Source organism: Arthrobacter pityocampae, from assembly GCF_002927275.1.
Taxonomy (GTDB): Bacteria; Actinomycetota; Actinomycetes; order Actinomycetales; family Micrococcaceae; genus Arthrobacter_D; species Arthrobacter_D pityocampae.
This window is the reverse complement of sequence record NZ_PRKW01000001.1, coordinates 292346-305223: the sequence shown is the minus strand read 5'-3', so window position 1 is coordinate 305223 and position 12878 is coordinate 292346. Positions and strand designations below refer to the sequence as shown.

The following is a 12878-nucleotide window of genomic DNA, read 5'->3' as shown; positions in this document are numbered from 1 at the left end:
GGTTGAGTTGATGCACGAAGAGTTCCGGCCGCCACCCCTCCCGGGGTGAGGCCGCCGGGACGGAAGAGGACGATCGTCATGGGCAAGACACTGGCAGAGAAGGTCTGGGACGCACACGTGGTGCGCAAGGGCGACGTCGTGGGGGCGGAAGCGCAGCCGGACCTCCTGTACATCGACCTCCACCTCGTCCACGAGGTCACCTCGCCGCAGGCCTTCGAGGGTCTCCGCCTCGCCGGACGGCCCCTCCGCCGCCCCGACCTGACGATCGCCACCGAGGACCACAACACGCCCACGCTGGACATCGACAAGCCCATCGCCGATCTCACCAGCCGCACCCAGATCGAGACCCTGCGCGCGAACTGCCGGGAGTTCGGCGTGCGGCTGCACTCGCTCGGCGACGCCGAGCAGGGCATCGTGCACGTCGTCGGGCCCCAGCTCGGCCTCACCCAGCCCGGGCTGACGGTCGTCTGCGGGGACTCGCACACCTCCACGCACGGCGCCTTCGGGGCGCTCGCCATGGGCATCGGCACCTCCGAGGTGGAGCACGTGATGGCCACGCAGACGCTGTCGCTGAAGCCGTTCAGAACGATGGGCATCACGGTGGAGGGGACGCTGAAACCGGGCGTCACCTCGAAAGACATCATCCTCGCCGTCATCGCCAAGATCGGGACCGGAGGCGGGCAGGGCTACGTGCTCGAGTACCGCGGCTCGGCCATCCGGGCGCTGTCCATGGAAGCGCGCATGACCATCTGCAACATGTCGATCGAAGCGGGCGCACGCGCCGGGATGGTCGCCCCCGACGAGACGACGTTCGCCTACCTGAAGGGGCGCCCGCACGCGCCGGAGGGCGCGGACTGGGAGGCGGCCGTCGCCGAATGGCGCGAGCTGCGCACCGACGACGACGCCGTCTTCGACGCCGAGGTCTTCCTCGACGCGAACGAGCTGGAGCCCTTCGTCACCTGGGGGACCAACCCGGGGCAGGGGGTCTCGCTCTCGCAGGCCGTGCCCTCGCCCGAGGACTTCGCCGACGAGAACGACAAGGCCGCGTGCAGCCGCGCCCTGGACTACATGGCGCTGGAACCGGGCACGCCCATGAAGGACATCCGGGTGGACACCGTGTTCCTCGGCTCCTGCACCAACAGCCGCATCGAGGACCTCCGCATCGCCGCCGACATCATCCGGGGCCGCGAGAAGGACCCGGCCGTGCGGATGATGGTGGTCCCCGGCTCGGCGCGCGTGCGGCTGCAAGCCGAGGCCGAGGGCCTGGACCGGATCTTCAAGGATTTCGGCGCGGAGTGGCGGTTCGCCGGCTGCTCGATGTGCCTCGGCATGAACCCGGACCAGCTGGCGCCGGGGGAGCGGTGCGCGTCGACGTCGAACCGGAACTTCGAGGGACGCCAGGGCAAGGGCGGCCGGACCCACCTGGTCTCGCCGGTCGTCGCCGCCGCGACGGCGGTGCGCGGCACCCTCAGCTCGCCGTCGGACCTGCCCCCGCAGCCCGGAGGAGCCGAGGTCCGCGGCACGGGCGCCCATGCCGCACCGTCCACCCCCACCGCAGCGTAGGAGCCCGCCATGGAGAAGATCACCACCCACACCGGCATCGGCGTCCCGCTGCGCCAGAGCAACATCGACACCGACCAGATCATCCCCGCCGTCTACCTCAAGCGCATCACGCGCACGGGGTTCGAGGACGCGCTGTTCGCGGGCTGGCGCAAGGACGAGGACTTCATCCTCAACCGCGAGCCCTACTCCCGCGGCTCCGTGCTCGTGGCCGGACCGGACTTCGGCACCGGTTCCTCGCGGGAGCACGCCGTCTGGGCGCTGAAGGACTACGGTTTCAAGGCCGTGCTGTCCTCCCGCTTCGCCGACATCTTCCGCGGCAACTCGGGCAAGCAGGGACTCGTGGCGGCGCAGGTCGCCCAGGACGACATCGAACTCATCTGGAAGGTGCTCGAGAACGAGCCGGGCGCCACGGTGACGGTGGATCTCCAGGCGCGCATGGTGCAGTGCGGGTCCGTGAGCGCACCCTTCCAGCTCGACGACTACACGCGGTGGCGCCTGCTCGAGGGACTCGACGACATCGGCCTGACCCTCCGGCAGGAGGAGCACATCACGGCGTTCGAGGCCCGCCGGCCGGCCCACAAGCCGACCACCCTGCCCGTCCGCACCTGACGCCGCGGAAGGGTTGCCACCGTAACGCAGCTCACCCGTCGGATCCGCTGCTGGGAGGAATGACGGCGTCATCCCGGAGGTTCCTGTAGGGCGGCAGGGAGTCCAGCCCGTACCCTAGTTTTTTGTCTGGCCGACGCTACTCCTATGCTTGGAGGGGGTCGGTCCGGGTTCGCGGGGGTTCAACGTATGAGGAAAACAGGTATTCATGGGTAGCGTTCTGACCATTCGAGGCGGCATTCCGCTCAACGGCAAGGTCCTCGTCCGCGGGGCGAAGAATCTGGTGCCGAAGGCGATGGTCGCATCGCTCCTGGGCAACTCACCGTCCGTCCTCCGCAACGTCCCCGAAATCAAGGACGTCGACGTCGTCACCAGCCTGCTGCAGCTGCACGGCGTCGAGGTGACGAAGGATCCCGTCACCGGAGACCTCACCATGGACCCGAGCGACGCGAAGATGGCGATGTCCAAGGACATCGACGCCCACGCCGGGGACTCCCGCATCCCCATCCTCTTCTGCGGGCCCCTGATGCACAGCATCGGCGAAGCCTTCATCCCCGACCTCGGTGGGTGCAAGATCGGCGACCGGCCGATCGACTACCACCTGGAGGTCCTCCGCAACTTCGGCGCCGTCGTCGACAAGCGCCCGGGCGGCATCTCCATCTCGGCGCCCAAGGGCCTGCACGGCGCCAAGCTCAAGCTCCCGTACCCAAGCGTCGGGGCCACCGAGCAGGTGCTCCTGACCGCGGTCCGCGCCGAGGGCATCACCGAGCTCTCCGGTGCCGCCGTCGAGCCCGAGATCATGGATCTCATCGCCGTCCTGCAGAAGATGGGCGCCATCATCACGGTGGAGACCGACCGCGTCATCCGCATCGAGGGCGTCAAGGAACTCACCGGCTACAACCACAAGGCCATCTCGGACCGCAACGAGACGGCGTCCTGGGCGTCCGCTGCGCTCGTCACCAAGGGTGACATCTACGTGGAGGGGGCGCGCCAGCTCGACCTCACGGCGTTCCTCAACACGTACCGCAAGGTCGGCGGTGCGTTCGACGTCGACGACGACGGCATCCGCTTCTACCACCCGGGCGGCCCCCTGAAGCCGCTCGTGCTCGAGACCGACGTGCACCCCGGCTTCATGACGGACTGGCAGCAGCCCCTCGTCGTCGCCCTCACCCAGGCCAGCGGCGTCTCGATCGTCCACGAGACCGTGTACGAGAACCGGTTCGGCTTCACCGAGGCGTTGCTGCGCATGGGCGCCAGCATCCAGGTGCACCGCGAGTGCCTCGGCAGCGTCCCGTGCCGCTTCGGGCAGCGGAACTTCCTGCACTCGGCGGTCATCTCCGGGCCCATGCAGCTGCACGGTGCCGAGATCGACATCCCTGACCTGCGCGGAGGGTTCAGCCACCTCATCGCGGCCCTCGCCGCCGACGGCGTCTCCCGCGTCACGGGAATCGAGCTCATCAACCGCGGGTACGAGCGCTTCCAGGCCAAGCTCGAGGGACTCGGCGCCGACTTCGATGTCACGGAGGACGCCCCGGCTGTCGCCGTGGCACTCGCGTAGGCGGCCCGCGCATGGGGGAGTCGCGCGGCTCACGGGCCATGTTCACGTTCCTGGGCCTCTGGGTGAGGCCTGTCATGAACGCCCTCATGGCCAAGGAATGGCGCGGGCAGGAGAAGCTGCCGCGGGACACGGGCATCATCGTGTGCCCCAACCACGTCACCGAGATCGACCCGGTGGTCATCGCGCACCTCCTATTCAATCAGGGCATCATGCCGCACTTCCTCGCGAAGGCGGCCCTCTTCGACGTGCCGGTGATCGGGTTCATCCTGCGGACCATCAAGCAGGTGCCGGTCGAGCGCACCTCGGCCGGGGCCAACCGCTCCCTCGAGGCCGCGCGGGAAGCCCTGGCCGACGGCGGCGGGATCATCATCTACCCCGAGGGCACGCTCACGAGGGACCCTGACATGTGGCCCATGAAGGGCCGCACCGGAGCGGCCCGTCTGGCCCTCCAGACCGGGGCGCCCGTGGTGCCCATCGCGCACTGGGGGGCGCAGGAGGTCTTCCCGCGCTATGCGAAGCGCTTCCACCTGTTCCCCCGCAAGCGCGTCCGCGTGCTCGTCGGTGACCCCGTGGACCTTTCCGAGTTCAGGGACGCCCCGCTCACCAAGACCACGCTCGACGGCGCTACGGACCGCATCGTCGACGCCATCACGGACCTGCTGGCGGAGCTCAGGGGCGAGCAGCCGCCCGCCGAACGCTGGGACCCGGCGAGGAAGCACCAGAAGCTGACCGGCCGCAACTTCGAGGGCCGCCAGGAGAACCACGACGACGCCGCACCCGGCGGACCAGTACCAGGAGATGTGCAATGACGATCGACCCGCGCGCCGGACGGCCCGCCAAGATCGCCGTCCTCGGTTCCGGCAGCTGGGGGACCACGTTCGCGAAGGTCCTCGCCGACGCGTCCCCGGACACCCCGGTGATGCTGTGGTCCCGCCGGCCCGAGGTGGCCGCCGAGATCACCGCGGAGCACCGCAACGCCCGCTATCTCGGGGAGACCCTGCTCCCGGGGAACATCACGGCGTCCGACGACGTCGGGGCGGTCCTCGCCGGCAGCGACCTCGTGGTCCTCGCCGTCCCCGCCCAGTCCCTGCGCGCCCAGCTCCCCGCCTGGCGTGCCCTCATCGCGCCGCACGCCGTCGTCGTCTCCCTCATGAAGGGCCTCGAGGTCGGCACCGACGCCCGCATGAGCGAGGTCATCGCCGAGGTGCTCGGTCTCCCCGAGGAGCGGATCGCAGTGCTGTCCGGTCCGAATCTCGCCATGGAGATCGCCCGCGAGGAGCCGACGGCGTCCGTCGTCGCCTGCTCCGACCACGACACCGCCGCCTGGATCGCCGCTGCCTGCACCGCGTCCTACTTCCGCCCCTACACCTCCACGGATGTGATCGGAGTGGAGATCGGCGGCATCGTGAAGAACGTGATCGCCCTCGCCGTCGGCATCTGCGAGGGCCGCCGCATGGGCGACAACACGAAGGCCTCCGTCATCACCCGTGGCCTCGCCGAGACCACGCGTCTCGCCGTCGCCCTCGGCGGACGCCGCGAGACGATGGCCGGTCTGGCCGGCATGGGCGACCTCATCGCCACGTGCTCCTCGGCGCTCTCGCGGAACCACACCGCGGGGCACCTGCTGGGGCAGGGGCTCAGCCTGGACGAGGTGACGGCGAAGATGAAGCAGACCGCCGAGGGCATCAAGTCCGCGCAGGCCGTCCTCGACGCCGCGGACCAGCACGGTGTGGACATGCCCATCACGGCGAGCGTGGTGGCCGTCCTGCAGGGACACCTGTCCGTGAACGACCTCGGGCCGCGCCTGCTGGCCCGCAACCTCAAGCCGGAAGGCGATCACGTCCCGTGACCACCCTGACCACCGACACCCCCGGGACTCCGGCCCGGCCCGTCAAGCCCCGCGTCCTCGTCCTCTTCGGCGGGCGCTCGAGTGAGCACGCCGTCAGCTGCGTGACCGCCGCCGGCGTCCTCGAGGCGATCGACCGCACCCGCTACGACGTCGTGCCCGTGGGCATCACGCGCTCCGGGCAGTGGTCCCTGGTCTCCGCGGATCCGTCCGCGTGGTCCCTGCGCTCCGACGTCCTGCCCGAGGTCACGGCCACCGAGCACGCCGTGGTCATGGGCTCGGCGATGGACGGCGGTTCGGGCCAGGAACTGCTCATCGCCGCCCCCGGGTCCGTGCCCCAGAGCCTCGGCGGCGTCGACGTCGTCCTGCCGCTCCTGCACGGCCCGTTCGGCGAGGACGGCACCCTGCAGGGCATGCTCGAGATGGCCGACATGCGCTACGTCGGCGCGGGCGTGCTCGCCTCCGCCGTCGGGATGGACAAGCACTACATGAAGGTGGTCTTCGAGGCCGCCGGGCTCGACGTCGGACCGTACGACGTCGTCACCGACCGCCAGTGGCGCACCGATCGCGACGCCGCCGTGCGCCGTGCCGCGGCGCTGGGCTTCCCGCTGTTCGTGAAGCCGGCGCGTGCCGGTTCGTCCATGGGCATCACCCGCGTGGACGACGTCCAGGGCATCCCGGCGGCGATCGAGGCCGCGCGCGTGTTCGACCCCAAGGTCATCATCGAGGCCGGGATCGACGGGCGCGAGATCGAGGTGGCGGTGCTGCAGGGGCGCGGGCTCGACGCCCCCCGGACGTCCCTGCCCGGGGAGATCGCCATGCAGCCGGGCGACCACGCCTGGTACGACTTCGAGGCGAAGTACGTGGACGGCGCAGCCGCCGAGCTGACGTGCCCCGCGGATCTCCCGGCGGACGTCATCGACCGCGTGCGGCTCCTGGCCGCGGACGCCTTCGACGCGATCGGCGGGGAGGGGCTCTCCCGCGTGGACTTCTTCTACACCACGGACGGGCGCCTGGTGATCAACGAGATCAACACGATGCCCGGCTTCACGCCCATCAGCATGTACCCGCAGATGTGGGCGAAGTCCGGCCTCGGGTACACCGAGCTGATCGACGAGCTGATCGGGCTGGCGCTCGAGCGGGGTACCGGCCTGCGCTGACGCTCCGCGCTCCCTGCTCCCGTTTCCCGGGAGCTGCGTCCTGCGTATGTGCTTTTTAGGTGCTGCGTCTTGCGGGCTGCCTCGGTTCTGCCCACTGCGTCCTGCGTCCTGTGTCCGTCCTGCCCACCGACTCGCGGGCTTAGGTGGGCATGGCTGGAGATGCCCACCGAAGTTGGTGTGTCACCGGGCAGAACGGTCTGCGAATGTGCTGGTCCGGGTGGACAGTCACAGGGCAGAACGGCCTGCCGAGGCGGCGATCAAGTGATCAGGAGCACCCCGAGGAGCGAGCCTCCCGCGAGCAGCACCGTCGAGAGCGCACCGACGACGGCGAAACGGCCGCCCGTGCGTAGCAGGCGTCGCACGTCGATGCCCGCGCCGAGTCCGAACATGCCGGCCGCGAGCAGGATCGTGGTCAGGGTCCGGCCCGCCTCCAGCGCCGAGTCCGGCAGGATCCCGAGTGAGCGGACGGCGACCATGACCAGGAAGCCGAGCACGAAGAGCGGCACCACGGGCGGACGGCTCGTCGGATCGTCCGACGGGCTCGCTTCGGTTCGGTCCGCCCCTGTCAGTCCGGCCGCCCGCCGTCGCTCCCCGAGCGAAGCCAGGGCGGCGACCGGTGCGAGCATCAGCACCCGGCCGAGCTTGACCACGGTTGCGACGGCCAGGGCAGCGACTCCGGCGGTGCCGGCGACGGCCACCACCTGCGCCACCTCGTGGACGGCGAGGCCGGCCCACAGTCCGAACTGCTCCTCGTCCAGTCCGAGCAGGCCGCCGAGCAGGGGCAGCACGACGATCATGAGGGATCCGTAGAGCGTGACCATGGCGACGGCACCGGCAGTCTCGTCGTCGTCGGCCTTCACCACACTCTGGAGGCCCGCGATGGCCGACGCCCCGCAGATCGAGAAGCCGGCCGCCATGAGCGTGGCGCCGGCGCGCGTGAGCCCGAGCCGCAGACCCAGCTGGAGAGTGAGGAGGTAGCTCAGGGCCACGCACGCGACGATCAGGCCGAGGACCGGGAGGCCGAGCGCCACGATGTCGGGCAGCGCGAGCTGGAGGCCCAGCAGGACGACGCCGGCCCGCAGGAGCTTCTTCGCGCCAGCCGTCACGCCGGGCCGGAGGGCGGGGGTGTACAGGGAGGAGTTCGCGAGCAGGACGCCGAGGATCAGCGCGACGACCAGGGGCCCCAGGACGGATTGTACCGATCCTGCCCAGAGTGCGACGGCGACTCCCGCCGCCACCACGGCCAGCCCCGGTGCCACTGCGCGGATCCGTAGCGGGCGGGTGAGGGAGCGGGGAGGGGATGACGGCATGGTGCTGCTTTCGGGGTCCGGGCGGGGGCTTCCGGCCATTGTTCCACGGGGGAGGGCACCATCCGCCGTCGTTTCCTGCCGGCCACCACGCAGGACGCCGCGGCGGGCGCCCAGACCCGTGGGGTAGATACCCCGGGTCTGGGCCGCCGCGCCGGGTGCACGGCAGAACGCGTCGGGTGCCCAGTCCCCGGTCAGGAACTGGGCAGCACAGCTACAGAATGCTGTCCGTCAGCGCGTTGGGCGTCCCGAACCGGTGCGCCGTGATGCTGATGGCCTGCTCCTTGAGGAACGGCAGCAGCTCGATCCGCCCCGCCTCGGTCACCGGCTGCGCGTACACCGCGAGGTCGGGTCGGCCGCCGGTCGCCTCCAGAAGGGCCGAGGCCCCGCCGCCGATCAGCCGCACACGCCCCGCCGGGAGCGACGACGCCCGGGCCAGCCAGGCGGCGTCGTCCTCGACGGTGACGCTTTCGACCTGCGCCAAGACGACGGACCGCAGCGCGACGGGGAGCTCGACGGCGCTCGACACGGTCACGTCGGCGCCGGCGGCACGGGCCGCGAGCAGCACCCGCACGAGATCGGCGACCGACGCGCTGGCGGCGAGGCGGACCGTCACGGGGTGTGGGAGGTAACGGAAGAGGTTCCGTTCCGCCGCGAGCTCCGAGACGTCCTTCACCCGGCCGAACTCGCTCGTCCAGGCCGCGGCGTCGGACGCCGCCGAGCGCTTCAGGCGCGCGACGTCGGCGTCGGCCAGGCCCGCGGTGCGGGCGGCCGCGAGCAGGGGCTCGACGACGGGCAGCGCAGCACCCTGCGCCCGGGACTCCTTCGAGGTCCAGGACCCGAGACCGATGAGGTAGTTCGGGCCGCCCGCCTTCGTGCCGGCGCCGACGGCGGACTTCTTCCACCCGCCGAAGGGCTGGCGCTGGACGATCGCCCCGGTGATGCCGCGGTTGACGTAGAGGTTGCCGGCCTGGATGCCGTCGATCCAGGTGGCGATCTCCGCGCTGTCCAGGGAGTGGATGCCGGAGGTGAGGCCGTAGTCGATGTCGTTCTGCAGGGCGATGGCCTCCTCCAGGGTGGCAGCGGTCATGATGCCGAGGATCGGACCGAAGTACTCCGTGAGGTGGTAGGTGGACCCGCGCTGCACGCCGGTCCGGACGCCGGGGCTCCACAGCCGGCCCGAGTCGTCGAGCTGGCGGGGCTCGACCACCCAGGACTCGCCCTCGCCCAGCGTCGTGAGGCCGTCGAGGAGCTTGCCGGCGGCGGGTTCGATGACGGGACCCATCTGGGTGCCCGGATCCTCCGGGTAGCCGACGGTGAGGGAGCCGACGGCGTCGAGCAGCTGGTTGCGGAAGCGCTGCGACGTGGCGGCGCTGCCCACGAGGATGACCAGGGACGCGGCGGAGCACTTCTGGCCGGCGTGGCCGAAGGCGGACTGCGCGACGTCCTTCGCGGCGAGGTCGAGGTCCGCGCTCGGCGTGACGATGATGGCGTTCTTGCCCGAGGTCTCGGCGAGCAGCGGCAGGTCGGTCCGGAAGGAGCGGAACAGCTCCGCGGTCTCGTAGCCGCCGGTGAGGATCACGCGATCCACCCGGGGATCGGCGAGGAGCCGGCGCCCGAGGTCCCCCTCGTCGAGGTGGGCGAGGTGCAGGACCTCGCGCGGGACGCCGGCGTCCCACAGGGCCCGGACCATGACCGAGCCGGAGCGCTGCGCCTGCGGGGCGGGCTTGATGATCACGGAGGACCCGGCGGCGAGGGCCGCGAGGGTGGAACCGGCGGGGATCGCGACGGGGAAGTTCCACGGCGGGGTGACGACGGTGAGCCGGACGGGGGAGTAGGACGCGCCGTCGACGGCGTCGAGCTCGCGGGCGCGCTCGGCGTAGTAGTGGGCGAAGTCCACGGCCTCGGAGATCTCCGGATCGGCCTGGTCGAGGGTCTTGCCGGTCTCGGCGGCCATGACCTCCATGAGCTCGGCCCGGCGCGCCTCCAGCGCGTCACCCGCGCGGTGCAGCACCGCTGCGCGCTCGGCGCCGCTCAGCGACCCCCAGGACGACGACGCGGCGACGGCACCGGCGATGGTGTCCTCGAGGTCCTCGGCGCGGGTCAGCGTGGTGGCGGCGACGACGTCGTTCCCCAGCTCGGAGGCGACCACGCGGTCGAGGATCGCCCGCCCCCAGGCGCGGTTCGCCGGGAGCGAGGGATCGGTGTCCGGGGTGTTGGCGAATCCGGTGCCGGCGTGGGCCGGGGCGGGGAGGCTCCGGTCCTGCTGCCGGTTCGGTGCGGGGATGGACGTGTCGAGCTCCGCCAGGGAGGCGAGGAAACGGTTCTTCTCCCGCTCGAAGAGGGCCTCGTTCTCCGTGAGCTCGAACACCGCGGACATGAAGTTGTCCTGGCTCGCGCCCTCCTCCAGCCGGCGGATGAGGTAGGCGATGGCGACGTCGAACTCGCCCGGGTGCACCACGGGCGTGTAGAGGAGCAGGGAACCGACGTCGCGCTTGACGGCCTCGGCCTGCCCCTGCGCCATGCCGAGGAGCATCTCGAACTCGATGCCGTGGCGGACGCCGCGCTCGCCGGCGAGCAACCAGGCGAAGGCGAGGTCGAAGAGGTTGTGGCCGGCGACGCCGATGCGCACGTTCTCGATGCGGCCCGGCTGCACGGCGTAGTTCAGCACGCGCTTGTAGTGCGTGTCGGAGTCCTGCTTCGAGCCCCAGGTGGCGAGCGGCCAGTCGTGGAGGGAGGCCTCCACCTGCTCCATGGGCAGGTTGGCGCCCTTGACCACGCGGACCTTGATGCCCGCGCCGCCCCGGGCCCGCCGGGCCGCGGCCCAGTCCTGCAGCCGGATCATCGCGGCCAGGGAGTCGGGGAGGTACGCCTGCAGGACGATCCCCGCCTCGAGGTGGGTGAACTCGGGGCGGTCGAGGATGTCCATGAACACGGCGATCGTCAGGTCGAGGTCCTTGTACTCCTCCATGTCCAGGTTGATGAACTTGGGCGTCCCGGCCTGCGCCGCGAGCGTGTACAGGGGGGCGAGCTTCTCCGCGACGTGCCGCACCGCCTCGTCGAAGGCCCATGCGGGGTGCGGGGCGACCGTCGAGGAGACCTTGATGGAGACGTAGTCGACGTCCGGCCGCTCGAGCAGGCGGACCGTGCCGGCGAGGCGGCGCTCCGCCTCGTGGTCGCCGAGGACGGCCTCGCCGAGCAGGTTGATGTTCAGGTGGATGCCCTCGCGCTTGATCTTCCCGATGGAGCGGCCCAGCCGGGCGTCGGAGGCGTCGATGATGAGGTGGCCCACCATCTCGCGCAGCACGCGGCGGGCAACCGGGATGACGACCTGCGGCAGGACGGGCGCGACGGCGGCGCCGACCTTCACGGCGGAGCGCATGTACCAGGGGAGGAAGGCGGGGACCCGCGGGGCGATGGCGCCGAGGTTCCGGGCCGCGACGGCGAGGTCCTCCGGGCGGATCACGCCGTCCACGAAGCCGACGGTGAAGGCCAGGCCGTCCGGGTCCTTTAGGACGCCGGCGAGCTGCTTGGCGGACGTGTCGACCGGGACCTTCGACGCCTCGGTCAGCCAGCGCCGCACCAGGGCGATCGCCTCGCCCGGCAGCGCTGCCGGGATGTCCGTGGTGGCGCCGGGGCCGGCGGAGAAGGTGCGGGACGCGACGTCGGCACTCGGGTGCGAGGCGATCATCGGGTCCGTGGACGCCGGGGTGGTGGCGGTGCCCTCGCGGGGCGGGATTTGGGTTGTCATGGCAACGGCTTTCGGTCGGACGGCTCGCGCCGGGCACAGGGGCAGCTACTTCGCCTCCAGTATCCGACCCGACGTACGATTAGGAAAAGCGATGAATACCGAAGAGTATCCATCGGCAGATCCGACCGAATGGGGCGTCGATGCTCGACCTGCGCAGGCTCCGGCTACTCCGCGAACTGAAGATCCGCGGGACCCTCGCGGACGTCGCCGCGGCCCTGAGCTACAGCCCGTCCTCGGTGTCCCAGCAGCTCGCCCTGCTCGAGCGGGAGGTGGGCGTCGAACTGCTGCGGAAGACCGGCCGACGCGTGGTCCTCACGGCCCAGGCGGAGGTCCTCGTCGCCCACACCGCGGAACTGCTGGAGACCATGGAGCGGGCCGAGGCCGATCTCGCCGCCTCGCTGACCACCGTGTCCGGGACGGTCCGCGTCGCCGTGTTCCAGTCGGCCGCGCTCGCGCTCATGCCCGATGCCCTCACCGCGATGACCCGCGACTACCCGGACGTCCGGGTGGAGATGGTGCAGCGCGAGCCGGAGACCGCCCTTTACGAGACCTTCGCCCGGGACTTCGACCTCGTGATCGCGGAGCAGTATCCGGGGCATGCCGCGCCCCGCCACCCCGAACTCGACCACATGGAGCTCACGCAGGACGCCATCCAGCTCGCCGTGCCCCTGCCCGGGCAGCGCTACGCGGACATCTCGTCGGTGGCGGCGGCCGCCGGTGCCGCGTGGGTGATGGAGCCCCGCGGTGCGGCGTCACGGCACTGGGCGGAGCAGGCGTGCCGGAGGGCGGGCTTCGAGCCCGATGTGCGCTACGAGACGGCGGACCTGCAGGCGCAGATCCGGCTCATCGAATCGGGCAACGCCGTCGCCCTCATGCCGGAGCTGGTCTGGACGGGCCGGAACGTGCCCGTGCAGCTGTTCGACCTCGCCGAGGACCCGCAGCGCTCCATCTTCACCTCGGCGCGCCGCGCCGGTGCCCGCCGGCCCGCCGTCCTCGCCGTCCGCGAGGTCCTGGGGCGCGCCGCCGCGGAGGTCCGGCGCCCCTCCTCCCCGCAGCTGCACCAGCAATAAATGGCTCCCGCCGCCCG

The 12878-nt window shown here is 71.2% G+C and carries 9 protein-coding genes; 7 read left to right on the top strand and 2 right to left on the bottom strand.

What is annotated here, in order from left to right; genetic code table 11:
- Positions 1 to 78 precede the first annotated feature (78 nt).
- The 6 genes from leuC to C4K88_RS01480 all read left to right on the top strand — a co-directional run bounded on the left by leuC (position 79) and on the right by C4K88_RS01480 (position 6733).
- The gene (gene leuC / locus C4K88_RS01505) at positions 79 to 1563 is read left to right on the top strand and encodes a 3-isopropylmalate dehydratase large subunit (RefSeq protein ID WP_104119861.1); all 1485 of its coding nucleotides are present in this window, start codon (positions 79 to 81) and stop codon (positions 1561 to 1563) included.
- A 9-nt stretch (positions 1564 to 1572) separates the two neighbouring features.
- Positions 1573 to 2172 (top strand): 3-isopropylmalate dehydratase small subunit, encoded by a 600-nt coding sequence (gene leuD, locus C4K88_RS01500; RefSeq protein WP_104119860.1) that lies wholly within the window; start codon positions 1573 to 1575, stop codon positions 2170 to 2172.
- 205 nt (positions 2173 to 2377) lie between these two features.
- A complete protein-coding gene (gene murA / locus C4K88_RS01495) occupies positions 2378 to 3727 on the top strand; it encodes a UDP-N-acetylglucosamine 1-carboxyvinyltransferase (RefSeq protein ID WP_104119859.1) in 1350 nt (449 codons plus the stop codon).
- 11 nt (positions 3728 to 3738) lie between these two features.
- Entirely contained in the window at positions 3739 to 4536 is a 798-nt protein-coding gene (locus C4K88_RS01490; protein WP_104119858.1) for a lysophospholipid acyltransferase family protein, read from the top strand.
- Positions 4533 to 5576, top strand: a complete 1044-nt coding sequence (locus C4K88_RS01485) for an NAD(P)H-dependent glycerol-3-phosphate dehydrogenase (protein ID WP_104119857.1) — start codon at positions 4533 to 4535, stop codon at positions 5574 to 5576. Before C4K88_RS01490 ends, C4K88_RS01485 begins: the two co-directional genes overlap by 4 nt.
- A gap of 5 nt (positions 5577 to 5581) precedes the next feature.
- Positions 5582 to 6733: a D-alanine--D-alanine ligase family protein gene (locus C4K88_RS01480; RefSeq protein ID WP_104120286.1), complete on the top strand. Its 1152-nt coding sequence runs from the start codon at positions 5582 to 5584 to the stop codon at positions 6731 to 6733.
- A gap of 257 nt (positions 6734 to 6990) precedes the next feature.
- Here C4K88_RS01480 and C4K88_RS01475 read toward each other — a convergent pair whose 3' ends face one another.
- The gene (locus C4K88_RS01475; protein ID WP_206604328.1) at positions 6991 to 7992 is read right to left on the bottom strand and encodes a YeiH family protein; all 1002 of its coding nucleotides are present in this window, start codon (positions 7990 to 7992) and stop codon (positions 6991 to 6993) included.
- 262 nt (positions 7993 to 8254) lie between these two features.
- A complete protein-coding gene (locus C4K88_RS01470; RefSeq protein ID WP_438502314.1) occupies positions 8255 to 11791 on the bottom strand; it encodes a bifunctional proline dehydrogenase/L-glutamate gamma-semialdehyde dehydrogenase in 3537 nt (1178 codons plus the stop codon).
- Positions 11792 to 11931: 140 nt separating this feature from the next.
- On the opposite strand from C4K88_RS01470, the gene C4K88_RS01465 reads away from it, so the two are divergent.
- Positions 11932 to 12861, top strand: coding sequence for a LysR substrate-binding domain-containing protein (locus C4K88_RS01465; RefSeq protein WP_104119855.1), 930 nt, complete (start codon positions 11932 to 11934; stop codon positions 12859 to 12861).
- Positions 12862 to 12878: the final 17 nt, after the last annotated feature.

Coding starts and splice junctions, on each gene's coding strand:
- leuC (WP_104119861.1), top strand. CDS start 79: ATGGGCAAGACACTGGCAGAGAAGGTCTGGGACGCACACGTGGTGCGC.
- leuD (WP_104119860.1), top strand. CDS start 1,573: ATGGAGAAGATCACCACCCACACCGGCATCGGCGTCCCGCTGCGCCAG.
- murA (WP_104119859.1), top strand. CDS start 2,378: ATGGGTAGCGTTCTGACCATTCGAGGCGGCATTCCGCTCAACGGCAAG.
- C4K88_RS01490 (WP_104119858.1), top strand. CDS start 3,739: ATGGGGGAGTCGCGCGGCTCACGGGCCATGTTCACGTTCCTGGGCCTC.
- C4K88_RS01485 (WP_104119857.1), top strand. CDS start 4,533: ATGACGATCGACCCGCGCGCCGGACGGCCCGCCAAGATCGCCGTCCTC.
- C4K88_RS01470 (WP_438502314.1), bottom strand. CDS start 11,791: ATGACAACCCAAATCCCGCCCCGCGAGGGCACCGCCACCACCCCGGCG.
- C4K88_RS01465 (WP_104119855.1), top strand. CDS start 11,932: ATGCTCGACCTGCGCAGGCTCCGGCTACTCCGCGAACTGAAGATCCGC.